Here is a 24073-nt window from a genome sequence, read left to right on the forward strand (position 1 = left end):
AGACCTTCCTGCGGGCCGGGCATTTCGCTCAGCGCGTAGCGCCTGCGCAGCGGTGTCGGCACCGCGAACTAGGCTTGGCCGACGTGAGCTCCGACTATTCCGCCCGCCATCTCTCCGTGCTCGAGGGCCTCGAGGCCGTTCGCAAGCGACCCGGCATGTACATCGGCTCGACCGACTCGCGCGGCCTCATGCACTGCCTCTGGGAGATCATCGACAACTCGGTCGACGAGGCGCTCGCCGGGCACGGCAGCGAGATCGGAGTGACCCTGCACCCCGACGGCAGCGTCGAGGTGCGCGACCGCGCGCGCGGCATCCCCGTCGACATCGAGCCGAAGACCGGGCTTTCGGGCGTCGAGGTCGTCTTCACCAAGCTCCACGCCGGTGGCAAGTTCGGCTCGGGCTCATACGCCGCCTCAGGCGGGCTGCACGGTGTGGGGGCATCCGTCGTCAACGCGCTCTCCGAGCGTCTCGATGTCGAGGTCGACCGCAACGGCAAGACGTGGGCGATGTCGTTCCACCGCGGCGAGCCGGGCGTGTTCGCCGACGCCGGCACACCTTCACCCGACGCGCCGTTCACGCCCTTCGAAGAGCGCAGCGAGCTTCGCGTCGTCGGCAAGGTCGCCAAGGGGGTCACCGGAACCCGCATCAGATACTGGGCCGATCGGCAGATCTTCACCAAGGGCGCCGAGTTCCAGACCGACGAACTGCTCGGTCGCGCCCGCCAGACTGCGTTCCTCGTGCCCGGGCTCGCGCTCGACGTCACCGATGAGCGCGGACCTGTCGCGCACACGACCTCGTTCCAGTTCGAGGGCGGTATCTCGGAGTTCGCCGAGCACCTCGCCACCGACGCTCCGATCACCGACATCTGGCGCCTCACCGGCACGGGCACGTTCACCGAGACGGTGCCGGTGCTCAACGAGGGCGGTGCCATGGTTCCCACCGAGCTGTCGCGCGAGTGCCATGTCGACATCGCGTTGCGATGGGGCACCGGCTACGACACCATCGTGCGCTCGTTCGTGAACATCATCGCCACCCCGAAGGGCGGCACCCACCAGGCCGGTTTCGACCAGGGCCTGCTGAAGTTCCTGCGCCAGCAGGTCGAGCAGAACTCGCGTCGGCTGAAGGCCGGAAACGACAAGCTCGAGAAAGACGACGTGCTTGCAGGCCTCACCGCGGTGATCACGGTACGACTGCCCGAACCGCAGTTCGAGGGCCAGACCAAAGAGGTGCTCGGCACCCCGGCGGTGCGCAACATCGTGTCGAACGTGCTCGCCAAAGAGCTCGGCGCACGGTTCAGCTCGACTAAGCGCGACGACAAGGCGCAGTCGGCGCTGCTGCTCGACAAGGTCGTCGCCGAGATGAAGTCGCGCATCTCGGCGCGAGCCCACAAAGAGACGCAACGGCGCAAGAACGCACTCGAGAGCTCCTCGCTGCCGGCCAAGCTCGTCGACTGCCGGTCGAACGACGTCGCACACAGCGAGTTGTTCATCGTCGAGGGCGACTCCGCGCTCGGCACCGCGAAGCTCGCGCGCGACAGTGAGCACCAGGCGTTGCTGCCCATCCGCGGCAAGATCCTCAACGTGCAGAAGGCGAGCGTCGCCGACATGCTCGGCAACGCCGAGTGCGCCTCGATCATCCAGGTCATCGGCGCGGGCTCGGGTCGAAGCTTCGACATCACGCAGGCTCGCTACGGCAAGGTCATCCTCATGGCCGACGCCGATGTCGACGGCGCGCATATCCGCACCCTGCTGCTCACCCTGTTCTTCCGGTATATGCGGCCGATGATCGAAGAGGGGCGGGTGTTCGCTGCAGTGCCCCCGCTGCACCGTGTCGTGGTGATGAACCCCGGTTCGAAGCCGAACGAGACGATCTACACGTACTCAGAGGCCGAACTGCAGGGGGTGCTCGCTGGGCTCGATCGACAGAAGAAGCGCTATCAGGACCCCATCCAGCGTTACAAGGGTCTCGGGGAGATGGACGCCGACCAACTGGCGACGACGACGATGGATCGCCGGCACCGCACACTGCGTCGTGTCGGCATCGGCGATGCCGAGGGCGCCGGCCGGGTGTTCGAGCTGCTGATGGGCAATGAGGTCGCCCCGCGCAAGGAGTTCATCATCGAGAGCTCCGACACCCTCGAGCGCGACCGCATCGACGCCTGACACCGTCGGCCGGTCGTCAGCCTGCCGATGGCGTGATGTTCTGGTTGTGATGGAACACGTTGCCGGGATCGTAGTGGCGCTTGACCGTCGACAGTCGCTCGAGCTTCGCGTCGGAGTAGGCGCGGCGAACGCCTGCCACGCCCTCGTCGGCGAGAGCGTTCACATAGACGCCGTTCGCGAACCGATCCATCGTGGCGGCGTAGCGCCGCGCGGCAGACATGCGCCGCTCGTCTTCAGCCGCGTCGTGCCACTTCGACGCGGCCACGAACTCGAATGCGGTGTCGCGGCCCGAGAATGCGGTCTGCTCGTCGGGGATCTCTGCGATCGCACCGCCATACGCCTGCAGGCTCACGTTCGGTAGGTCGTCGCCGTCGCGCTCGAGCACGGCGTCGATGACCTCGTCGCCGAGTTCGCTGAAGTAGTGCCCCTTCCAGTACCTGCGCCACGCGTGCGCCTCGATGTCGTCCTCGCGTCGCTGGAGATCCACGTATGACCACCGCTCGATTGCACTCGACTGGGGCCCCGCGGCCTCGGCGAGCCCCTCGGCGAGCGCTGATACCTGCGCGTCACCGTCGCCCGGATCGCCGACCCACACGAGGCCGAGGGCGACGGTCGCGTCGGCGATGGTCGCGGAGTATGTCGCCTGCCGTGGTGCGTCATCATTCAGGTCGCGCCATCGTCGCATCGCGTCGCGAGCACCGGTGACCGGGTAGCGGAACTCTGCCGTGAGCGCGAGCCCGGGCTCGGGGTGCAACGCGAATTCGAACTCGGTGACGACGCCGAAGTTGCCACCGCCGCCGCGTAGCGCCCAGTACAGGTCGGGATGCGAATCGGCGCTCGCGCGCAGCGTCTCACCCGCCGCGGTGACGATCTCGAACGAGACGACGTTGTCGCACGAGAGGCCGTGCTGCCGGGCGAGCCAGCCCATGCCGCCGCCGAGGGTCAGGCCGCCGACGCCGGTGTGCGACACGTTGCCCGCGGTCGTTGCGAGACCGACGGCCTGCGCCGCGGCATCGAGGGCGCCGAGCAGCGCGCCACCCTGAACTCGGGCGCGTCGCGCCCGCGCGTCGATCGACACCTCGCCCATAGGGCGCAGGTCGATCATGAGCCCGTCTTCGGGCACGGCATGGCCGACGATGCCGTGGCCGCCGCATCTGATGCCCACGTCGAGGCCGTGATCGGTCGCGAATCGCACAGCGGCCACGACATCGGCGGTCTCGGAGCACTGCACGATGTATCGGGGTCGTCGGTCGACCATCGCATTCCAGACCGACCGTGACGAGTCGTAGTCGTCATTGCCGGGTTGCAGCACCCTTCCGTGGATCATCGCGTTCAGCGCTGTCGTCACGGTCACTCCCTCGGTCGGGGCCGGCCCATCGGGCGCTGCACATCGACCCGCGGCCCGGCCACCGCCGAATATGCCGGTCGATCGCATCGGCGTCAAGAGGGGGTGTCATTCGCGGCCGACCACCGGCCGGCCGCGACATTGGCCACCGGCCGAATCGATAGGCCGCACCTTGCGTGCAACGCGCCCGGCGATCAGCCGATCTGGGCGCCCACCGCCGCGACGACCGCGTCGAGCGCCTGACCCGACGCGTCGCGCTTCGCCCCGACATCGGGCAGCTGCCGCACGGAGCCGTCGGTGCCGACTGCGAGCGCGGGGGAGCGGCCGACCCAGGCAAGGTGCAGTGCGTCTTCGCCCTTCAGGAATCGCTGTGCGCGCACACCACCCGTGGCCCGGCCCTTCGCCGGGAACTCGGCGAACTCGCTCACCTTCGCACTGCCGGGGTCGGTACCCAGCAGGGTGTCGCTGCTCGCGGCGATCGTGACCACGACGGCATCGCCTGCGTCGGTGCGTGGCACGCTCGTGAAGTGGATCACGTGGGCGCCGCCGCCGAGATTGACACCGGCCATGCCACCGGCCGGGCACCCCTGCGGACGCACCGCTGCGGCCGGGAATCGCAGCAGCTGCGCATCGGAGGCGACGAACACGAGTTCGTCGGTCTCGTCGCCCTGCACGGCGCCGACGACCTCGTCGCCGGCCTTCAGACCGATGACCTCGAACTCGGGCTTGTTCGGATAGCCGCCGGTCGACACGCGCTTGACGACGCCCTGCTTGGTTCCGATGGCGATCGAACGGTCGCTCGTGAGCGAGACGAGCGCGAGCACCTTCTCGTCGCGATTGGGCAGCGCGAGATAGTCGCCCACGCGCACTCCGGCACCGAGCTGCACCGACGTGGGCGGCAGCATCGGCAGGTCGACCGGGGTGAACCTGATGAGTCGGCCGAGGCTGGTGACCGCCCCGATCTCTGCCCGGCTCGTCGTGTCGAGCACCGACAGGACGGCGTCGTGCTTGCTGCGACGGGCGGGCATCGTGATGCTCGGGGCGCCCTCGGGGCCCTCAGGAAGATCGACGCGGGCGATGCGGCCCGTGACCGAGAGGAACACGCGGCACGGCACATCCGCCACCTCGAGGGCGGCGGCAGCCGCCCGCTTGGCCGCAGCGCCGGTGATCGACGGCCGGGCATCGGTCAGCAGCGTGCGACGAGGCGTGCCGAATCGCTCGGCGACCTCGGCGAGTTCGTCGGAGACGAGGGTCTCGATGCGGTGGCGGCTGGCGAGCAGCGCCTCGAGCTCGTCGATCTCGGCGCGCAGCTTGTCGCGTTCGGCCTCGAGTTCGAGGCGCGAGAACTTCGTGAGCCGGCGCAGCTGCAGCTCGAGGATGTACTCGGCCTGCACCTGGCTGAGGTCGAACACCTCGATCAGGCGGCGGCGGGCGGCGGCCGTGTCGTCGGAGCCACGGATGAGCTGAATGACCTCATCGATGTCGAGGATCGCGATGAGCAGGCCGTCGACGAGGTGCAGCCGCTCACGACGGCGTGCGAGCCGGTATTCGGAGCGGCGGGTGACGACCGAGATGCGATGCCCGACGTAGACCTGCAACAGCTCGCGCAGCCCCAGGGTCTGCGGCCCGCCGTCGACGAGGGCGACGTTGTTGATGTTGAAGGAATCTTCGAGCGGGGTCAGTCGGTAGAGCTGCTCGAGCACGGCGTCGGGGCTGAACCCGGTCTTGATGCCGATGACCAGGCGCAGCCCGTTGGTGCGGTCGGTGAGGTCGGTGACGTCGGAGATGCCGCTGATCTTCTTGGCGTTGACGCCGTCTTTGATCTTCTCGATGACCTTCTCGGGGCCGACGAGGTAGGGCAGCTCGGTGACGACGAGCCCGGTCTTGCGGGCCGTGATGTTCTCGACGCGCACCTTGGCACGGGTCTTGAAGGCACCCCGGCCGGTTGCGTAGGCGTCTTTGATGCCCGCGAGCCCGACGATGGTGCCGCCGGTGGGCAGGTCGGGCCCGGGGACGAACTCCATGAGCTCGTCGAGCGTCGCGTTCGGGTGGGCGATGAGGTGCCGGGCCGCGCCGACCACCTCGATGAGGTTGTGCGGCGCCATGTTCGTGGCCATGCCGACGGCGATGCCGCTCGCGCCGTTCACGAGCAGGTTCGGGTAGGCGGCCGGCAGCACCTCGGGCTGGGTGAGCTGGTTGTCGTAGTTCGGCACGAAGTCGACGACATCTTCGTCGAGCCCCTCGCTCATCGCCAGCGCGGGCGCGGCCAGGCGCGCCTCTGTGTAGCGCGCGGCCGCGGGGCCGTCGTCGAGCGAACCGAAATTGCCATGCCCGTCGATGAGCGGCACGCGCAGCGTGAACGCCTGCGCCATGCGCACGAGGGCGTCGTAGATCGCGGTGTCGCCGTGGGGGTGCAGCTTGCCCATGACCTCGCCGACGACACGCGCGGACTTCACGTGGCCGCGGTCGGGCCGCAGCCCCATCTCGGTCATCTGGTAGAGGATGCGCCGCTGCACGGGCTTGAGGCCGTCGCGAGCATCGGGCAGCGCCCGCGAGTAGATGACCGAGTAGGCGTACTCGAGGAACGAGCCCTGCATCTCGGTGGCGACGTCGACGTCTTCGATGCGTTCGACGATCGGTTCGTCTGCGGGCGGGTTCTTGGCTCGGGGCATCGGTGTTCTCTGCTGCGGGCGTGCGGGGCACGCGGTGGAACCGGGGCGCGCCCGGCCTGTGCCAGACTGGGCGCGATGCCTGCAATGCTACCGGTGCCCGCCGACAGCGCCGGGCGGCTTGCCGCGGTGCTCGACAGTTCGTTGGCAAGCATGTGGGGCGAGCCCAACCCGCTCGAACTGCCCCCGGTGCGCAGCACCGTGGTGGTGCTCGCCGATGGTCTCGGCGCGGCCAACATCCAGCAGCGTGCGGGCCATGCTCGCTACCTCGCCTCTCGGCTCGCGAAGCGCGACGTCATTCGCACGGTGTTCCCGTCGACGACGGCGGCCGCCCTCGCGACCCTCACGACCGGTCGCATGCCGGGCGAGCACGGACTCGTCGGCTATCGCGTGCTCGACGCGCCCGGCGACCGCCTCGTGAACCAGCTCAACGGGTGGGACGACGGCATGCGACCCGAATCGTGGCAGCGAGCGCCGACGCTCTTCGAGCAGGCGCGCGAGCGGGGCACCGCGACCTTCGCCGTCGGTGCCCCGCGTTACGCCGACTCCGGCTTCACGCACGCGGTGCTGCGCGGCGCCGAGTTCCGCTCGGGCGCCACCATCGCCGACCGGTTCACCGAGACGCTTCGCGTGCTGGCGCAGGCAGATCCGGCCCTCGTCTACCTCTACGTCCCCGAGCTCGACCAGGCGGCCCACGCGCACGGTTGGCAGTCCGACCGATGGCTCGGCATCCTCGAACAGCTCGACGCCGAGATCGCGGCATTCGATGAGCGGATGCCCCGTGGCTCGGGCCTGCTCGTGACCGCCGACCACGGCGTCATCGACGTGCCGGCGCATCGCCACCGCTTCATCGATTCGCAGCCCGCCCTCGTCGAGGGGGTACGCCATGTCGGCGGCGAGCCGCGGTGCCTCTCGCTGTACTTCGAGCCTGGTCTCGACGAAGCGGGGCGGGCCGAGCTCGTCGAGCAGTGGCGGGAGGCCGAGGGCGAGCGTGCGTGGGTGCTCACCCGCGACGAGGCGATCGCGCAGGGGCTCTATGGTGCGGTCGACCCCGAGGTGCGTCCTCGCATCGGCGACCTGATCGTGGCAGCGCGAGCGGGCGTCGCGTACTACGACCGTCGCGAACCGAACCGCCAGGCCGAATCGATGATCGGCCAGCACGGGTCGCTGAGCGACGACGAGACCCGTGTGCCGCTCATTCGCGCGGGTGTCTACGCGCGACGGTGACACCCCTGCCACGGGGCATCCGAAACATCGATCGACGACGCGATGCGACCGATCGACGCGCGCAGCCGCGGGTCAGGAGGGGTACTGGCCGCGCTTGACCTGGGGCTTGGGCAGGCGCAGCGGACGCAGCTGCAACGCGCGCATCGCGGCGTACCAGCGCACCTTCTCGACCTTGTCGGCGCCGAACTTGGCCGCGAGCTTCTTGTTGAGGATGAAGCCGAGCACGACGACGTCGATGACGGCGATCGCGAAGAACGCCCAGAGCGCGAGGATTCCGGCGTACTGCACCTCGGGCGACGGGATGAACGTGAGCACGATGACCGCGAACATGACGGGGATCAGCACCTCGCCGACGCTGAATCGGGCGTCGATGTAGTCGCGCACGTACTTCTTCTGCGGCCCGCGGTCGCGCATCGGAAGGTACTTCTCTTCGCCCATGGCCATGCCGACGCGGGCCTTCTCGCGCGACTCGGCCGCCCTGGCACGAGCCTGCTTCGCCGCCTCTTTGCGGTCGTCGGGCACGAGCGGACGCTTGCGGGCGGCCTCTTGTGCTGCACGGCTGGGGGTGGGCGCACCCTTCGTGCCGTTCTTCAGGCGAGCCTGGGTCTCATCGAGCGTCTCGGCGCTCGGGCGGTCGGTGCTGTCGGGTTGCTTGGCCACGGGGATTCCTCGAATCGGTTCCCCTTAAGATTACCGGCATGACCGAGCCCCTCCTCACCCGATCCGCATCAGGCGACGCCGACCCTCGTATCGAGGCGTTCCGCAGCGCCGTCGAGTCCGGTTTCCCCTTGACCATCGCCGACCTCGCACACCTCGTGAAGATCCCCTCGGTCTCGTGGCCAGCGTTCGACCCGGCGAACGTGGCGCGTTCGGCCGACGCCGTCGCCGAACTGGTGCGCGGTCTGGGGGTCTTCGATCTCGTCGACGTGCGGCGGGCGCCCGTCGGCGGCGTCGAGGGGCGAACGGATGACCCGGAGCTGGGCCTTCCCGCGGTCGTCGCGCATCGCGCGGCGCGCAATGGGCGCCCCACCGTGCTGCTGTACGCCCACCACGACGTGCAGCCGCCCGGGCGCGACGAGGACTGGGACTCCACGCCGTTCGAGCCGACGCAGCGCGGCGACCGCCTCTACGGTCGCGGTGCCGCCGACGACAAGGCGGGCGTCATGGCGCACGTCGGCGCGATCCGCGCGCTGACCGAGGTGCTCGGCGCCGACTTCGACCTCGGCATCTCGCTGTTCATCGAGGGCGAAGAGGAGTACCTGTCGCAGTCGTTCGCGAACTTCCTGCACGAGAACCGCGACCTGTTGGCCGCCGACGCGATCGTCGTCGCGGACTCGTCGAACTGGGACATCGAGACACCGGCGATCACGGTGGCGCTGCGCGGAGCAGTGGCCTTCAACATGCGGGTCGACACACTCGCGCACGCCTCGCACTCCGGCATGTTCGGGGGAGCGGCGCCCGATGCGATGCTCGCGACCGTTCGGCTGCTCGACACACTCTGGGACGCCGAGGGCTCGGTCGCGGTCGAGGGCCTGACGAGTGCGAGCCTCGAGACGCCCGACTACGACGAGCAGCAGCTGCGCGCCGAGGCCGGATTGCTCGACGGCGTGACGCCCATCGGTCGCGGCACGATCCTCTCGCGCATCTGGGCGCAGCCCGCCATCACCGTCACCGGCATCGACGCGCCCGACATCGCGAACGCATCGAACACGCTCATTCCGGGCACGCGCGTGCGGATCAGTGCCCGCATCGCGCCCGGGCAGGACGCCGACGAGGCGTTCGCCGCGATCCGTGCGCACCTCGAGGAGAACGCGCCGTTCGGGGCGCGTCTGACGTTCGACGACGTCGACACGGGGCAGCCGTTCCTCGTCGATACGAGCGGCTGGGCCGTCGCCGAGACGCGGGCGGCGATGACCGACGCCTGGGGAAAGGCGCCCCTCGAGGTCGGCATCGGTGGATCGATCCCGTTCATCGCCGAGCTGGTCGACGAGTTCCCCGACGCGCAGATCCTCGTGACCGGCGTCGAGGATCCCGACTCGCGCGCGCACAGCCCCAACGAGTCGCTTCACCTCGGGGTGTTCAAGCGCGCGGTGCTCGCCGAAGCGCTGTTTCTCGCGCGACTCGACGCACGCGTTTCGGAATCCTGAGCGGGAGCCGGGCCCACACGCAGAAACGGCGGTTACCATGGAACCAGCGATTCCCGCGTTCCTGACGCACCGAGGAGAGACATGAGCGACACGATCACCGAGACCGCGCACGGCGTGAAGCTGAGCGACCCCGCCGCCGACAAGGTGCGCAACCTCCTCGAGCAAGAGGGGCGCGACGACCTGCGTCTGCGTGTCGCCGTCCAGCCCGGTGGGTGCTCTGGGCTGATCTACCAGCTCTACTTCGACGAGCGTCTGCTCGACGGCGACGCCGTCGTCGACTACTCGGGTGTCGAGGTCGTCGTCGACAAGATGAGCGTTCCCTACCTCGACGGAGCGTCGATCGATTTCGAAGACACGATCCAGAAGCAGGGCTTCACGATCGACAACCCCAACGCGCAGGGCAGCTGTGCGTGCGGTGACTCGTTCCACTGAGCCATACACCATTTCCCCGAAGGGAGGCCGCGAGTCGCGGCCTCCCTTCGGCGTTTCCGCCGTCGAACTGCGGTTCCGTCGACCGCCACGCCCGACACCGGCGCTCGGTGCACACCACACGCGCCAAGGCGGAGTAGGCTGATGATCGATCGCCGCGCTTCACTGTGAAGCGCCTTCGAGTCTCCCGAAAGGTCACTGGTGCGCCACAATCGCCGTCTCCGATGGGCTGCTGTTCCGATTGCAGCGGTTCTCAGCCTCGTGCTCGCTGGTTGCACGCAGGCACAGCTGAACGGATTCCTCCCCGGCTTCGTCGAGGGCGAGGCGCCGGTCACGAATCACACCGAGCGCGTCTCGGGTCTCTGGGTGACCTCGTGGATCGTGCTGCTCATCGTCGGCATCATCACCTGGGGCCTCACGATCTGGGCCGTCATCGCCTACCGCCGCCGCAAGGGCCAGACGGGCCTGCCGGTGCAGATGCGGTACAACATGCCGATCGAGATCTTCTACACGGTCGTGCCGCTGATTCTCGTGCTCGGCTTCTTCGCCTTCACCGCTCGCGACCAGGCCATCATCGAAGAGCGGTTCGCCGCCGACGAGGTCGACGTGCAGGTCGAGGTCATCGCCAAGCAATGGGCATGGGACTTCAACTACGTCAAGGAAGACGTCTACTCGCCGGGCATCCAGGCGCAGCTCGACGAAGAGGGTCCCGCAGGGTCGATCGTCGAGTCCGAGCTGCCCACCCTGGTTCTCCCGGTCGGCGCCAACGTCGAGATCGAACTCCAGTCCCGCGACGTGATCCACTCGTTCTGGGTCGTCGACTTCCTCTACAAGAAAGACATGTTCCCCGGCAAGACGAACTACATGTCCATCGTGCCCGAGCGCGAGGGCACCTATGCCGGCAAGTGCGCCGAGCTGTGCGGCGAGTACCACTCGCTCATGCTCTTCAACGTCGAGGTCGTCTCTCAGTCCGAGTACGAGCAGTACATCGACTCGCTGCGCGACCTCGGACAAGAGGGCCAGTTGTCGGCGGAGTACGACCGCAACCAGAACCTGCCCGGCACGGGCGAGCCCGAACTGCAAGAGGAGCAGGCTGAATGAGCACCACGTCCGCACCGGCTCGGCCGCAGTCGACCGGCCTTCCGTTCGGCACCCCCAAGGTCGAGCGCAAGGGCAACGTCCTCGTGCGGTGGATCACCTCCACCGACCACAAGGTCATCGGGTACCTCTACCTGATCACGTCCTTCATCTACTTCTGTGTCGGCGGCGTGATGGCCCTGATCATCCGCGCCCAGCTCTTCGAGCCCGGCCTCGAGATCGTGCAGACACGCGAGCAGTACAACCAGCTGTTCACCATGCACGGCACGATCATGCTGCTGATGTTCGCGACGCCGCTGTTCTTCGGGTTCGCGAACACGCTGATGCCGATTCAGATCGGCGCACCCGACGTGGCGTTCCCGCGCCTCAATGCGCTCTCGTACTGGTTCTTCAACTTCGGCTCGCTCATCGCCGTGGCCGGGTTCTTCACCCCGCAGGGGGCAGCCTCGTTCGGTTGGTTCGCCTACCAGCCACTGGCATCGACGACGTTCTCGCCCGGAGTCGGCGGCAACCTCTGGATGCTCGGGCTCGGACTCTCGGGTTTCGGAACCATCCTCGGTGGCGTGAACTTCATCACGACCATCATCACGATGCGCGCGCCCGGCATGACCATGTTCCGCATGCCGATCTTCACCTGGAACACGCTCGTCACGTCGATCCTGGTTCTGATGGCCTTCCCGGTGCTCGCGGCTGCTCTGCTCGCCGCTGCCGCCGACCGCGTGTTCGGCGCGCACATCTACGATCCGGCCAACGGTGGTGTCATCCTCTGGCAGCACCTGTTCTGGTTCTTCGGCCATCCCGAGGTCTACATCATCGCCCTGCCGTTCTTCGGCATCGTGTCCGAGATCTTCCCCGTCTTCAGCCGCAAGCCGATCTTCGGCTACAAGACCCTGATCTACGCGACGATCGCGATCGCTGCGCTCTCGGTCACCGTGTGGGCGCACCACATGTACGTGACGGGCTCGGTGTTGCTGCCGTTCTTCGCGCTCATGACGATGCTCATCGCGGTGCCGACCGGTGTGAAGATCTTCAACTGGATCGGCACGATGTGGCGTGGCTCGATCACCTTCGAGACACCGATCCTCTGGTCGCTCGGCTTCCTCGTCACGTTCGTGTTCGGTGGCCTCACGGGCGTCATCCTCGCGTCGCCGCCGCTCGACTTCCACGTCTCCGACACGTACTTCGTCGTTGCACACTTCCACTACGTCGTCTTCGGAACCGTCGTGTTCGCGATGTTCGCCGGCTTCTACTTCTGGTGGCCCAAGTGGACCGGCAAACTCCTCAACGAGCGTCTCGGCAAGTGGCACTTCTGGCTGCTCTTCATCGGCTTCCACACCACGTTCCTCGTGCAGCACTGGCTGGGCGTCGTCGCCATGCCTCGTCGGTACTACTCGTACCTGCCAGAAGACAACATCACGTGGATGAATCAGCTTTCGACCTTCGGCGCGGGTATTCTCGCGGTCTCGTTGATCCCGTTCTTCCTGAACGTCTATATCACGGCTCGTCGCTCACCGAAGGTCACGGTGAACGACCCCTGGGGCTACGGAGGTTCGCTCGAGTGGGCTACGAGCTGCCCCCCGCCGCGACACAACTTCACGTCGATTCCGCGCATCCGCTCCGAGCGCCCGGCGTTCGACCTCAACCACCCTGAAGCGGGAATCCCCGTCGGCATCGGTCCGGCCAAAGATGCCCCGCAATCGCCGACGTACGACGCTGCCAGCGAGGAGATCAAGTAATGCGCGCCAACGTCAACCTCTTCTGGATCCTGACGGGCTTCTTCGCGATCGTCGCGGTCATCTACGCCTACTGGACGTGGGTCGATCAGGGTGACCCCGGCATCGAGTGGGCGGGCACCGTCGCCGTTTCGCTGGCAGCCGTGCTCTCGGCGTTCATCGCGTTCTACCTCGGCCGGGTGCACAAAGCCCAGGGCGCCGAGCTTCCCGAAGACCGGCTCGACGCGAACATCGACGACGGTGACGCCGAGCTCGGGTTCTTCAGCCCCTGGAGCTGGTGGCCGGTGCTGCTCGCGGCCGCGATCGCGTTGACCTTCCTCGGCATCGCGATCGGATTCTGGCTCGCATTCTTCGCCGCGCCGATCGCGCTGATCTTCCTCGCCGGCTGGGTCTACGAATACTACCGGGGCAACTTCGCACGGTAGCAGCAATGCTTCACGAACGAGGGTCCGGCGCATCGCGCTGGGCCCTCGTTCGTTGGCTCGACGCGAGCGAACCCGCTCGCTCACGTGCGTGCGTGCGGTGAACCTAGACCGCCGCTGACGTGAGCACCGTGGCGTCAGCGGCCCCGGTCGACGCGACTGATGATGCGCGGGGGGCTATGCGAGCGCGAACGTCAAGACGTCGACTGAGACGGTTAGCTCGGATGCCTCGTTGGCAGCCGAACCGCTCGGTGTGAGGCTGTCGCCGTGGTGTGCCGATGGACCCATGCCCGCGAGGAGGGCGCGAATCGCAGATCCGGCCCGGAACCTGTACTCGACCGCGGTGCTCGTCTGCAATACGAGCCCCGCCTCATGGAGTTGCTCGGCCACACGATCGGACTTGCCCGTCGGAACGTCGAGGAGGGCGCCGGAGCGACGAAGTTCCTGCAGGTGTGCGTCGGTCGGTACTACGACGAGCAACAGGCCGTGCGGACTGAGGACTCGCGCGAATTCGCTCGCGTTGCGAGGCGCGAAGACGTTGAGTGCGACGTCGACGACGGCATCGCGCAGGGGGAGTGGGCGCCAGAGGTCGATTACCACGCCGGTTGCTCGCGGGAGCGCACGCAGGCTCATGCGGACCGCGTCAGGCGAGCGGTCGGCGAGCAGGAACGCAGAGTCGGGTGTCGCTCGCGAGAGCGCAGCGGCGTAGTAGCCGGTGCCGCATCCGAAGTCGGCGACGCGAAGTGAAGTCTCGCTGCCGATCGCTGGGTGCGTCACGACAGCGTCAGTGACCGCCGCTGCGATCGGCGCAAACGCGCCGCTCGCGAGCAATGCGTCACGCGCGTGCAGCATCTCGCGATCGTCGCCCACGGTGCGGGGAGCTTTCGGGGGAAGGAGGGTCAGGTATCCGTGCTTCGCTCGGTCGAATCGGTGACCTGCAGCGCAGCCGAACACGTTCGTGTCGACCGGGGCGAGGTCGAGAAAGCAGTTCGGGCACCGAAGCCAGGTCGAATCGATCGACATGGTTCGGTGCCCGACGTTGCGTGCGGTTGTCGTCAGTGGTGGCCGTCGTGGCCGGACTCGAGTTCGCCCTTCGTGACCGGCGCGATGCGGTCCTCGAAGAACCACCGCGAGAACCAAGCTCGCACGCGCTGGCCCGTCGTGATCTTGCCGCGTGCGTTCGGGCGGATCATGAGCGGTTGGTAGCTCTCGAAGCTCACGAGACGCCAGCGCTCGTACTCGTCGAGGGGCTGATGCACCTCGATGAACTCGCCGCCGGGCAGCTTGACGATGCGACCCGACTCGTAGCCGTGCAGCACGATCTCGCGGTCCTTCTTCTGCAGTGCGAGGCAGACGCGCTTCGTGACGAAGTAGGCGATGAACGGACCGATGATGACGACCGCCTGGAGTGCGTGGATCACGCCCTCCATCGTGAGCGAGAAGTGCGTCGCCAAGATGTCGGAACTCGCCGCAGCCCAGAGGCCTGCGTAGAACGTGACACCCGCGGCACCGATCGCGGTGCGGGTCGGCGCGTTGCGCGGACGGTCGGCGATGTGGTGCTCGCGCTTGTCGCCCTTGATCCACGCTTCGATGAACGGGTAGATCAGCACGAGCACGATGAAGACGCCGATGCCGATGAGTGGCACGAGGATGTTGAACGACCAGGTGCGGTCGAGCCAGACGAATTCCCAACCCGGCGGGATGAGACGCAGGGCACCGTCGGCGAAACCGATGTACCAGTCGGGCTGCGTGCCCGCCGAGACGGGCGACGGGTCGTACGGGCCGTAGTTCCAGATCGGATTGATCGTGAAGAGTGCCGCGATCAGAGCGATCACACCCCAGATGAGGAACACGAAACCGCCGGCCTTCGCCGCATAGATCGGCAGGATGGGCGGGCCGACCGAGTTCGTCGGCTCACGGCCGGGGCCGGCGAACTGGGTGTGCTTGTGGATGAACACGTAGCCGACGTGGACCGCGATCAGCGCAACGACGAGCGCCGGCAACAGCAGGATGTGCAGGGTGTAGAGACGGCCGACGATCTCTGTTCCGGGGAACTCACCGCCGAAGATGAGGAACGAAGTCCACGTGCCGATGAGCGGAATGCCCTTGACCATGCCGTCGATGATGCGAAGGCCGTTGCCCGACAGCAGGTCATCGGGAAGCGAGTAGCCGGTGAAGCCCTCGGCCATCGCGAGGATGAAGAGCGTGAAGCCGAACACCCAGTTGATCTCACGAGGCTTGCGGAACGCGCCCGTGAAGAACACTCGCAGCATGTGCAGTCCGATGGCGGCGACGAACAGCAGCGCTGCCCAGTGGTGCATCTGCCGCACGAAGAGCCCGCCACGGATGTCGAACGAGATGTCGAGTGTCGACGCCATCGCGACAGACATCTCGACACCCTTGAGCGGCACGTAGGAGCCGTCGTAGTGCACCTCGGCCATCGACGCCTGGAAGAAGAACGTCAGGAATGTGCCTGAGACGAGTACGACGATGAAGCTGAACAGGGCGACCTCGCCGAGCAGGAACGACCAGTGGTCGGGGAAGGCCTTGCGGCCCAGGCCCTTGATCGCAACCGCGATGCCGGTGCGGTCATTGAGGTACTCGGACGCGCCGGCCGTGAAGGAGCGTTTGGCAGGTGCTGTCGATCGGGTGGTTGCGGTGCTCAATGACGCTCCCAGAAGCTCGGGCCGACGGGTTCGGTGAAGTCGCTCTGCGCGATGAGGTAGCCCTCGTCATCGACGGCGATGGGCAGCTGTGGCAGCGGGCGCTTGGCCGGTCCGAAGATGACCTCGCAGTGGTTGGCCACATCGAACTGCGACTGGTGACAGGGGCAGAGCAGGTGGTGCGTGTGCTGCTCGTAGAGCGCGACGGGGCAACCGACGTGCGTGCAGATCTTCGAGTAGGCGACGATGCCGTCGTACGACCACGATTCGCGGTCGGGAGCCTGGTTGAGCTCGCTCGGGTCGAGGCGCATGAGCAGCACCGCAGCCTTGGCCTTCTCTTCGAGCCTGCCGTGCTCGAGGTCGACGAGGCCTTCGGGGATGACATGGAAGGCGCTGCCGATGGTGACGTCTGCGGCGCGGATGGGGGCACCCGACGGGTCGAGCGTGAGGCGCGTTCCCTTGGCCCACATCGTGTGGCTGAGCAGTTCGACCGGGATCTGGTCTTGCGGCGCGAGACCGCGGAAGAGCACGACGGCGGGCAGCGGAAACACGAGGAGCGCACCGATGAGGCTGTTGCGGATGACCGTGCGGCGGGAGAAACCGGACTCCTCGTCGGCCACCCGGAACACCTCGACCGCGCCTTGCTGCGTGGCCTCGCTGCCGCCGATCGGGTGGCGGATGTCGATGGCCTCGTCGGAAGTCATCAGGGACTTGGCCCAGTGCACCGCACCGAAGCCGATGCCGAGCAGGGCAAGGGTCGCGCCGAGACCGATGAACATGTTGTTCAGCCGTACGGCGCCGACGTCGTTCGACTCGATCGGGAAGAGCATGTACGCCGCGATCGCCCAGACGCTGCCGAGGATCGACAGGTAGAAGAGCGTATAGACGGTGCGCTGCGCACGCTTCTCGCGACCGGTGTCCTCGTCGGTGACCCGCGGGCGGTGCGGCTCGAAACCGGGGTTCTCGAACGCGTCGTGGGGAATGACCGCCGTGCCGGTCGAGCCGGCGAAGTCGTGCTCGGCGTGCGACGAGTCGGCAGCGGCGAGCTCAGTGCCGCTGTGGTCGTCCTGGGCCATGGTTCTCCTTCTTAGGTGCTTCGGTGCCGGGCGTGCGCTAGTTGGACTTCGCCGTGATCCACACGGTGATCGCGACGATCGAGCCGAGACCGAAGATCCAGATGAACAAGCCCTCGGCTACCGGCCCCAACGAGCCGAGTTCGAAACCGCCGGGGGAGCGGTTGTCTTGCAGGTACTTGAGGTAGGTGATGACATCGCGCTTGTCTTCGGGCGAGATGTTGAGGTCGTTGAACACGGGCATGTTCTGCGGGCCGGTGACCATGGCCTCGTAGATGTGCACGCCCGAGACGTCGGTCAGCGCAGGTGCGAACTTGCCCTCGGTGAGCGCGCCGCCGGCGCCCGCCACGTTGTGGCACATTGCGCAGTTGATGCGGAACAGTTCGGCACCGTTCGCCGCGTCGCCGCCGCCGTTGACGAGGTGGTCGGCGGGGATGTCGGGGCCGGGGCCGAGCGAAGCGACGAAGTAGGCGAGCTGCTTGACCTGGTCGTCGGTGAACTGCACGGGCTTCTCTTGAGCCTGCGGGCCCTGCATCTGCATGGGCATGCGGCCTGTTCCGACCTGGAAGTCGACCGAGGCGGCACCCACACCGATGAGACTGGGCCCGTTGGCCGTGCCCTGGGCCTCGAGGCCGTGGCAGGTCGCGCAGTTGGCCTGGAAGAGCTTCTTGCCCTCTTCGATGGTCTGCTGCGAGTTCGGGTCGACCTCGGCCTGCGCGACGGTTCCCGAGCTGAGTGCCGCGTATGCGCCCCCGGTGAAGACGAGGCCGAGCGCGAGCAGCGCGACGGTGGCGAGCGGATGCCGGCGTCCGGCGCGTCGCTTCGTGCGGGTCATATGGTTCTTCCTATTCACGGGCATGCGATGTTGACGTTCGAGACCGGCTTGCTTACTTGAGTACGTAGATGACGAGGAAGAGGCCGATCCACACGACGTCGACGAAGTGCCAGTAGTACGAGATGGCGATGGCGCTGGTCGCTTCGCGGTGGCCGAAGTTCTTGACCGCGAACACGCGGCCGATCACGAACAGGAAGGCGATGAGCCCGCCGGTGACGTGCAGGGCGTGGAAGCCCGTGGTGAGGTAGAACGCCGACCCGTAGGCGTTCGAGTCGAGCGCGATGCCCTCGGAGACGAGTGTCGCGTACTCCCAGACCTGACCCGCGACGAAGACGGCGCCCATGCCGTAGGTGAGGAAGAACCACTCGGTGACGCCCCATTGCGTCGGCTTCCAGCCGGTGGCGTACGGCTGCAGTCGCTCGGCGGCGAACACCCCGAACTGACACGTGACCGACGAGAGCACGAGGATGATCGTGTTGACCAGCGCGAACGGCACGTTGAGCCGGCCGGCTTCGAACGTCCAAAGTTCGGGGGAGGTCGACCGAAGCGTGAAGTAGATGGCGAAGAGGCCGGCGAAGAACATGACCTCGCTGCCGAGCCAGACGATCGTTCCCACCGCAACGGTATTGGGGCGGTTGATCACCGGCGCGCTCGCCTGATAAGTCATAGAGGTGCTCGTCACGCTCCCCATTATGGCTGAAAACAGGGGCGAGGTTTCGTCAACACAGGGGATCGTGTCGCCGTCGAGAGGTAAGGGAACCCTAAGCCGGCCTGCGCGATGCCCGAGAATCCGCCGTGAATTCCGAACATTAGGATCGAATCATGCATCCGCGACAGAACTGGCCCGAGATCTTGAACGCCCTGCTCGAGGGTGAAGACCTGAGCGTGTCCGACGCGGCATGGTGCATGGAACAGGTCATGACCGGTGCGGTGACCGACGCCCAGCTCGCGGCATTCCTCGTGATGCTGCGCGTCAAGGGCGAGACGGTCGACGAGATCGTCGGTTTCCGCGACGCGGTGCTCGAGCACGCGGTCGAACTGCCCGTCGATCCCATGGCGCTCGACATCGTCGGCACCGGGGGCGACCGGTTCGGCACGGTGAACGTGTCGACGATGGCCTCGATCGTGGCCGCGGCCTCGGGCGTTCCTGTCATCAAGCACGGCAACAAGGCCGCGAGCTCGGCGTCGGGGTCATCCGATGTGCTCGCGGCGCTGGGACTCGACCTTGCGCTGCCCGCAGAGCGCGTCGGCGCCGTGCTCGACGAAGCGGGCATCACGTTCGCATTCGCGGGCGCCTTCCATCCCGGCTTCCGGCACGCAGGTGCCGTGCGCGCGCAACTCGGCGTGCCCACTGTGTTCAACTACCTCGGCCCGCTCTGCAATCCGGCTCGGCCCGAGGCATCCGCCGTCGGCGTCGCGCACCTCGACCGGGTGCCCTTGATCGTCGGCGTGTTCCAGACGCGCGGCGCGACCGCGCTGGTGTTCCGCGGCGACGACGGACTCGACGAGCTCACGACCACCGGGCACAGCCACGTCTGGGAGGTGTCGGGCGGCACGGTGAAAGAACACGACCTCGATCCGCGCGAACTCGGCATCGCCCGCACCACGATCGACCAGTTGAAGGGCGGCGACGCTGCCCACAACGCTGCGGTCGTGCACGAGGTGCTCGCGGGCACCCGCGGACCGGTTCGGGACATCGTCGTGCTCAACGCCGCCGCTGGGCTCGTCTCGTTCGAGCTCGCGAAAGATCCCGGCCAGTTCCAGCGACCGATCCTCGAACGATTCCGCGAGAAGATGGCGGTCGCCGAGGCGACGATCGACAGCGGCGCCGCCGCGCAGAAGCTCGAGCAGTGGATCGCGGCAACCAGGCTCTGACGTAGCTCTTCCGAGTCCCGAAGGCGGCGCCCGTCCGGGAACGCGAACGGCCCCGCGGACGAAATCGCCGCGGGGCCGTTCGCGTCACTCAGGTCATTCGTGCGACACGTCGTCGTCGACCCAGTCGAAGGTCTTCGTGACGGCCTTCTTCCAGTTGCGGAGCTGGCGCTCGCGTTCCGCGTCGTCCATCTGCGGCTCCCAGCGGGAGTCCTCCTGCCAGTTCTTGCGCAGGTCGTCGAGGTCGCTCCAGAACCCGACGGCGAGGCCGGCCGCGTACGCGGCGCCGAGCGCGGTCGTCTCGGCGACGACCGGTCGCACGACCGGGACCCCGAGGATGTCGGCCTGGAACTGCATGAGCGTGTTGTTCGCGATCATGCCGCCGTCGACCTTCAGCTCGGTGAGGTCGACACCGGAGTCGGCGTTGACCGCATCGAGCACCTCGCGCGTCTGGAACGCGGTCGCCTCGAGGGCCGCCCGGGCGATGTGTCCTTTGTTGACGTACCGCGTGAGGCCCACGAGCGCGCCGCGTGCGTCGGGCCGCCAGTACGGGGCGAACAGACCCGAGAACGCCGGCACGAAGTATGCACCGCCATTGTCGTCGACCGTCTTGGCGAGCTCCTCGATCTCGGGAGCGCTCGAGATGATGCCGAGGTTGTCGCGAAGCCACTGCACGAGCGAACCCGTGACCGCGATCGACCCCTCGAGCGCATAGTGCGGCTTCTCGTCGCCGATCTGGTAGCCGAGCGTCGTCAGCAGCCCGTTCTTGGAGTGCACGATCTCTTCACCGGTATTGAAGATGAGGAAGTTGCCCGTGCCGTAGGTGTTCTTCGACTCGCCCGGATCGTATGCGGCCTGGCCGAACGTGGCGGCCTGCTGGTCACCGAGGTCGCCGGCGATCGGCACCTCTCGCACGAGGCTCGAGGAATGGGCGACGCCGAACACACCCGACGAGGGCTTGATCGCAGGCAGCATCGACTTGGGCACATCGAACGCGGCGAGGATGTCGTCGTCCCACGAGAGCGTCTCGAGGTCCATGAACATCGTGCGGCTGGCGTTCGTGACGTCGGTCGCGTGCACGCCGCCGTCGACGCCGCCCGTGAGGTTCCAGAGCACCCACGTGTCGGTGTTGCCGAAGATCAGGTCGCCGGCCTCGGCCTTCTCGCGTGCGCCCTCGACGTTCTCGAGGATCCAGACGATCTTCGTTCCCGAGAAATAGGTTGCGAGCGGCAGGCCGACCTGCTGCTTGAAGCGCTCGACGCCGCCGTCGGCGGCGAGTCGGTCGACGATCGGCTGGGTGCGTGTGTCCTGCCAGACGATCGCGTTGTAGATCGGCTGACCGGTGTTCTTGTCCCAGACCACGGCCGTCTCACGCTGGTTGGTGATGCCGATCGCCGCGATGTCGTGGCGGGTCAGGTGCGCCTTGCCGAGTGCCTGGCCGATCACCTCGCTCACGTTGTGCCAGATCTCGAGCGGGTCGTGCTCGACCCATCCGGGCTTCGGGAAGATCTGTTCGTGCTCGAGCTGGCCGGTCGAGATGATCGAGCCGCCCTTGTCGAAGATGATCGCGCGCGAACTCGTCGTACCTTGATCGATGGCGAGTACGTAGTCGGCCATGACTTCCTCTCAATGTTTGCGGATGTCCCGTCGGCGTGCCTGCCGGCGAGCGCACGAACTCGTGCGGAAACGAATCGGGCCGGCCCAGCCGGACCGGCCCGCCGGAAGCTCAGGTGATGATCGGAAGCAGCCAGATGGCCGACCATCCGGCGATCAGCCCGCCGAGGATCGGGCCGACGACAGGAACCCACGAATACGACCAGTCGCTGGCGCCCTTGCCCTTGATCGGGAGGAAGGCGTGCGCGATGCGAGGACCGAGGTCGCGCGCGGGGTTGATCGCATAGCCGGTCGGGCCACCGAGCGAGACGCCGATACCGATGACGAGCAGCGCCACGGGCAACGCACCGAGCGCGGCGAGCCCGCCGTCTCCCTGGCGCCCCCCGCCGAAGCCGATGACGACGAAGACCAGTACGAAGGTGCCGATGATCTCGGTCACGAGGTTCCAGCCGTAGTTGCGGATGCCGGGGCCGGTCGAGAACGTGCCCAGCTTGGGCGCCGGGTCGGGCTCGGCGTCGAAGTGCTGCTTGTAGGCGAGCCACACGATGACCGCGCCGATGATGGCACCGATGAGCTGGGCGCCGATGTAGGCCGAGACCGACAGGGGGTCGACCGGCACCGTGAGTCCGAGGCCCGCGTTGCCGAACTCGGTGGCGCCGTTCGCGACCAGGCCGAGCGTGACCGCCGGGTTGATGTGGGCACCCGACGCGTACGCGACGATGACGCCGGCGAAGACCGCGAAGCCCCAGCCGAACGTCACCATGAGGAACCCGCCGTTGAAGCCCTTCGTCTTGGCGAGCGCGACGTTCGCCACCACGCCGCAGCCGAGGAGCACCAGCATCGCCGTACCGACGAGTTCGCTGAGGAACAATACTCCGAGATTGTCCACGTTGACCTTCCATCCTTTTCGCTGAGCCCGGTGGGCCTCGCCCAGGGGCGGAACACTGATCACGATACTCACAGCGGCCCTACAGGCGAAAGGGCTCGCTGCAATTCCCGCTCTGCCCTTACGCTCGCCTGTCGCGCGGGCGTAGGTTGACTGGGAGTGCTGCGTCGGGGGTCGATGCACGGACGCACGGCATCCGGCAGCCGAAGCGAAAGGGATGCCCGTGAAGAAGATCATCAACGATCCCAAGCGAGTCGTGGACGAGTCGGTCGCCGGGTTCGGCAGGGCGCATGCCGACATCGTGCGCGTCGAGTTCGACCCCATCCACGTCGTTCGTGCCGACGCGCCGATCGCCGGAAAGGTCGGACTGGTCAGCGGCGGTGGCAGCGGGCATGAGCCGCTGCACGCGGGATTCGTGGGATTCGGAATGCTCGACGCAGCGGTGCCCGGTGCCGTGTTCACCTCGCCGACGCCCGACCCCATCCTGGCGGCGACGAAGGCCGTCGATGGCGGGGCAGGGGTGCTGCATATCGTCAAGAACTACACCGGGGACGTGCTCAACTTCGAGACCGCGGCCGACCTGGCAGCGGCCGACGGCATCGAGGTGCGCGCGGTCGTGACGAATGACGATGTCGCCGTCAAGGACTCCCTCTACACGGCAGGGCGACGTGGTGTCGCGGGTACGGTGCTCGTCGAGAAGATCGCCGGTGCCGCAGCCGAGCGCGGCGACTCGCTCGACGAGGTCGCCGCGATCGCCGAACGGGTGAACGCCAACGCGCGGTCGATGGGGCTTGCGCTCACCCCGTGCATCGTGCCGCACGCCGGCGAGCCGAGCTTCACGCTGGCCGAAGACGAGATCGAGATCGGCATCGGCATCCACGGGGAGCCGGGTCGCGAGCGTGTCAAGCTCGAACCGGCCGATCGCCTGGTCGAACGGCTGCTCGACCCGATCCTCGAAGACCTTCCGTACGCGTCCGGCGAGCGCACGCTGCTGTTCGTGAACGGCATGGGCGGCACGCCGCTCGTCGAGCTCTACCTCGCCTACGGCCACGCCGCATCGTTGCTCGCCGACCGCGGCATCGAGGTCGCCCGGTCGCTCGTCGGCAACTACATCACGTCGCTCGAGATGCAGGGCATGTCGATCACCCTGCTGAAGATCGATGACGAGATGATCGAACTCTGGGACGCCCCGGTGCAGACCGCTGCACTGCGATGGGGTCGATAGGCCTGGAACGAGGGAGGAGTCTCTGTGGGACTGGACATCACCTGGGCGGTCGACTGGGTCAGACGCAGCGCCGACGTCATCGCCGAGCACCGGGTCGAGCTCATCACGCTCGACCGTGAGATCGGCGACGGCGATCACGGCGAGAACATGGACCGCGGCTTCCAGGCTGTGCTGCCGAAGCTCGACGACCTGCCGGCAGGCTCCACGCCCGGCGATGTGCTGAAGCTCGTGGCGACGACACTCATCTCGACGGTCGGCGGTGCCGCCGGCCCGCTCTACGGCACGGCATACCTCAAGGGGGCCGTTGCGGCCGGGGGAGCGGTGTCGCTCGATGGGCCGGCCATCGCGACGATCCTCGAGGCCGCCCGCGACGGCGTCGTCACGCGTGGCAAAGCCGAGCCGGGCGACAAGACGATGATCGATGCTTGGACGCCCGCGGTCGATGCTGCGGCGCAGCAGGCGGCCGCTGGGGCCGGCGCGGCCGCGGTGCTCGACGCCGCGGCTGCGGCGGCCGAGGCCGGCGCCGTGGCGACCGAGCCGCTCGTTGCGCGTAAGGGTCGCGCCAGCTACCTCGGCGAGCGCTCTGCCGGGCATCGCGACCCGGGTGCGCAATCGAGTGCGCTGCTGCTTCGGGCCGCAGCCGACGTGGCCCAAGCGGCCGCGGGAGTGTGAG

The 24073-nt window shown here is 67.4% G+C and carries 20 protein-coding genes; 10 read left to right on the plus strand and 10 right to left on the minus strand.

What is annotated here, in order from left to right; translation table 11 throughout:
- Window positions 1-83 precede the first annotated feature (83 nt).
- Window positions 84-2162: a DNA gyrase/topoisomerase IV subunit B gene (locus ABD164_RS11450; RefSeq protein WP_344296239.1), complete on the plus strand. Its 2079-nt coding sequence runs from the start codon at window positions 84-86 to the stop codon at window positions 2160-2162.
- Window positions 2163-2178: 16 nt separating this feature from the next.
- On the opposite strand, the gene ABD164_RS11455 is transcribed toward ABD164_RS11450, so the two are convergent.
- Together ABD164_RS11455 and ABD164_RS11460 are read right to left on the minus strand one after the other, a co-directional pair.
- On the minus strand, window positions 2179-3510 hold the full coding sequence (locus tag ABD164_RS11455) for an FAD-binding oxidoreductase (RefSeq protein ID WP_344296240.1): 1332 nt from the start codon (window positions 3508-3510) through the stop codon (window positions 2179-2181).
- A gap of 191 nt (window positions 3511-3701) precedes the next feature.
- Window positions 3702-6179, minus strand: coding sequence for a DNA gyrase/topoisomerase IV subunit A (locus ABD164_RS11460; protein WP_344296242.1), 2478 nt, complete (start codon window positions 6177-6179; stop codon window positions 3702-3704).
- Between the two features lie 75 nt (window positions 6180-6254).
- Here ABD164_RS11460 and ABD164_RS11465 point away from each other — a divergent pair, with 75 nt between their 5' ends.
- Window positions 6255-7403 (plus strand): alkaline phosphatase family protein, encoded by a 1149-nt coding sequence (locus tag ABD164_RS11465; RefSeq protein ID WP_344296244.1) that lies wholly within the window; start codon window positions 6255-6257, stop codon window positions 7401-7403.
- Window positions 7404-7475: 72 nt separating this feature from the next.
- On the opposite strand, the gene ABD164_RS11470 is transcribed toward ABD164_RS11465, so the two are convergent.
- Window positions 7476-8063: a DUF3043 domain-containing protein gene (locus ABD164_RS11470; RefSeq protein WP_344296246.1), complete on the minus strand. Its 588-nt coding sequence runs from the start codon at window positions 8061-8063 to the stop codon at window positions 7476-7478.
- A 38-nt stretch (window positions 8064-8101) separates the two neighbouring features.
- Here ABD164_RS11470 and ABD164_RS11475 point away from each other — a divergent pair, with 38 nt between their 5' ends.
- The 5 genes from ABD164_RS11475 (at window position 8102) to ABD164_RS11495 (ending at window position 13235) form a co-directional block, all read left to right on the plus strand.
- Window positions 8102-9550: a dipeptidase gene (locus ABD164_RS11475; protein ID WP_344296248.1), complete on the plus strand. Its 1449-nt coding sequence runs from the start codon at window positions 8102-8104 to the stop codon at window positions 9548-9550.
- A gap of 81 nt (window positions 9551-9631) precedes the next feature.
- Window positions 9632-9982 carry an iron-sulfur cluster insertion protein ErpA gene (erpA, locus tag ABD164_RS11480; protein WP_344296249.1) on the plus strand — a complete coding sequence of 117 codons (351 nt, stop codon included), beginning with the start codon at window positions 9632-9634 and terminating at the stop codon, window positions 9980-9982.
- A gap of 198 nt (window positions 9983-10180) precedes the next feature.
- Window positions 10181-11080, plus strand: a complete 900-nt coding sequence (gene ctaC / locus ABD164_RS11485; protein ID WP_344296250.1) for an aa3-type cytochrome oxidase subunit II — start codon at window positions 10181-10183, stop codon at window positions 11078-11080.
- Window positions 11077-12813 (plus strand): aa3-type cytochrome oxidase subunit I, encoded by a 1737-nt coding sequence (gene ctaD / locus ABD164_RS11490; protein WP_344296252.1) that lies wholly within the window; start codon window positions 11077-11079, stop codon window positions 12811-12813. The genes ctaC and ctaD overlap by 4 nt, the downstream gene beginning before the upstream one ends.
- Window positions 12813-13235, plus strand: coding sequence for a cytochrome c oxidase subunit 4 (locus ABD164_RS11495; RefSeq protein WP_344296253.1), 423 nt, complete (start codon window positions 12813-12815; stop codon window positions 13233-13235). Before ctaD ends, ABD164_RS11495 begins: the two co-directional genes overlap by 1 nt.
- A 174-nt stretch (window positions 13236-13409) precedes the next feature.
- On the opposite strand, the gene ABD164_RS11500 is transcribed toward ABD164_RS11495, so the two are convergent.
- From ABD164_RS11500 to ctaE, 5 genes are read right to left on the minus strand one after another with little or no spacing between them, the layout of a single operon-like run.
- Window positions 13410-14255, minus strand: a complete 846-nt coding sequence (locus tag ABD164_RS11500; RefSeq protein ID WP_344296254.1) for a putative RNA methyltransferase — start codon at window positions 14253-14255, stop codon at window positions 13410-13412.
- Between the two features lie 32 nt (window positions 14256-14287).
- Window positions 14288-15898: a cytochrome bc1 complex cytochrome b subunit gene (gene qcrB / locus ABD164_RS11505; protein WP_344296257.1), complete on the minus strand. Its 1611-nt coding sequence runs from the start codon at window positions 15896-15898 to the stop codon at window positions 14288-14290.
- The gene (gene qcrA, locus ABD164_RS11510; RefSeq protein WP_344296258.1) at window positions 15895-16971 is read right to left on the minus strand and encodes a cytochrome bc1 complex Rieske iron-sulfur subunit; all 1077 of its coding nucleotides are present in this window, start codon (window positions 16969-16971) and stop codon (window positions 15895-15897) included. The genes qcrB and qcrA overlap by 4 nt, the downstream gene beginning before the upstream one ends.
- A 37-nt stretch (window positions 16972-17008) precedes the next feature.
- Window positions 17009-17803 carry a cytochrome bc1 complex diheme cytochrome c subunit gene (gene qcrC / locus ABD164_RS11515; RefSeq protein WP_344296260.1) on the minus strand — a complete coding sequence of 265 codons (795 nt, stop codon included), beginning with the start codon at window positions 17801-17803 and terminating at the stop codon, window positions 17009-17011.
- Window positions 17804-17855: 52 nt separating this feature from the next.
- Window positions 17856-18494, minus strand: coding sequence for an aa3-type cytochrome oxidase subunit III (ctaE, locus tag ABD164_RS11520; protein WP_344296262.1), 639 nt, complete (start codon window positions 18492-18494; stop codon window positions 17856-17858).
- Window positions 18495-18625: 131 nt separating this feature from the next.
- On the opposite strand from ctaE, the gene trpD reads away from it, so the two are divergent.
- Entirely contained in the window at window positions 18626-19678 is a 1053-nt protein-coding gene (gene trpD, locus ABD164_RS11525) for an anthranilate phosphoribosyltransferase (protein ID WP_344296263.1), read from the plus strand.
- Window positions 19679-19771: 93 nt separating this feature from the next.
- Here trpD and glpK read toward each other — a convergent pair whose 3' ends face one another.
- Window positions 19772-21292 (minus strand): glycerol kinase GlpK, encoded by a 1521-nt coding sequence (gene glpK / locus ABD164_RS11530; RefSeq protein ID WP_344296265.1) that lies wholly within the window; start codon window positions 21290-21292, stop codon window positions 19772-19774.
- 109 nt (window positions 21293-21401) lie between these two features.
- Window positions 21402-22130: an MIP/aquaporin family protein gene (locus tag ABD164_RS11535; protein WP_425545944.1), complete on the minus strand. Its 729-nt coding sequence runs from the start codon at window positions 22128-22130 to the stop codon at window positions 21402-21404.
- Window positions 22131-22398: 268 nt separating this feature from the next.
- On the opposite strand from ABD164_RS11535, the gene dhaK reads away from it, so the two are divergent.
- Window positions 22399-23400, plus strand: a complete 1002-nt coding sequence (gene dhaK / locus ABD164_RS11540) for a dihydroxyacetone kinase subunit DhaK (protein WP_344296268.1) — start codon at window positions 22399-22401, stop codon at window positions 23398-23400.
- Window positions 23401-23424: 24 nt separating this feature from the next.
- On the plus strand, window positions 23425-24072 hold the full coding sequence (gene dhaL, locus ABD164_RS11545; protein ID WP_344296270.1) for a dihydroxyacetone kinase subunit DhaL: 648 nt from the start codon (window positions 23425-23427) through the stop codon (window positions 24070-24072).
- The last annotated feature ends 1 nt before the right edge of the window (window position 24073 follow it).

Source organism: Agromyces neolithicus (assembly GCF_039529735.1).
GTDB classification, from domain to species: Bacteria; Actinomycetota; Actinomycetes; order Actinomycetales; family Microbacteriaceae; genus Agromyces; species Agromyces neolithicus.

Excerpts from the sequence above, each read along its gene's own strand:
- ABD164_RS11465 (WP_344296244.1), top strand. The coding sequence starts at position 6,255 with ATGCCTGCAATGCTACCGGTGCCCGCCGACAGCGCCGGGCGGCTTGCC.
- ABD164_RS11495 (WP_344296253.1), top strand. The coding sequence starts at position 12,813 with ATGCGCGCCAACGTCAACCTCTTCTGGATCCTGACGGGCTTCTTCGCG.
- ABD164_RS11535 (WP_425545944.1), bottom strand. The coding sequence starts at position 22,130 with ATGCTGGTGCTCCTCGGCTGCGGCGTGGTGGCGAACGTCGCGCTCGCC.
- ABD164_RS11475 (WP_344296248.1), top strand. The coding sequence starts at position 8,102 with ATGACCGAGCCCCTCCTCACCCGATCCGCATCAGGCGACGCCGACCCT.
- glpK (WP_344296265.1), bottom strand. The coding sequence starts at position 21,292 with ATGGCCGACTACGTACTCGCCATCGATCAAGGTACGACGAGTTCGCGC.
- ctaD (WP_344296252.1), top strand. The coding sequence starts at position 11,077 with ATGAGCACCACGTCCGCACCGGCTCGGCCGCAGTCGACCGGCCTTCCG.
- qcrA (WP_344296258.1), bottom strand. The coding sequence starts at position 16,971 with ATGGCCCAGGACGACCACAGCGGCACTGAGCTCGCCGCTGCCGACTCG.
- ABD164_RS11460 (WP_344296242.1), bottom strand. The coding sequence starts at position 6,179 with ATGCCCCGAGCCAAGAACCCGCCCGCAGACGAACCGATCGTCGAACGC.
- trpD (WP_344296263.1), top strand. The coding sequence starts at position 18,626 with ATGCATCCGCGACAGAACTGGCCCGAGATCTTGAACGCCCTGCTCGAG.
- erpA (WP_344296249.1), top strand. The coding sequence starts at position 9,632 with ATGAGCGACACGATCACCGAGACCGCGCACGGCGTGAAGCTGAGCGAC.
- ctaE (WP_344296262.1), bottom strand. The coding sequence starts at position 18,494 with ATGGGGAGCGTGACGAGCACCTCTATGACTTATCAGGCGAGCGCGCCG.
- qcrC (WP_344296260.1), bottom strand. The coding sequence starts at position 17,803 with ATGACCCGCACGAAGCGACGCGCCGGACGCCGGCATCCGCTCGCCACC.
- ABD164_RS11500 (WP_344296254.1), bottom strand. The coding sequence starts at position 14,255 with ATGTCGATCGATTCGACCTGGCTTCGGTGCCCGAACTGCTTTCTCGAC.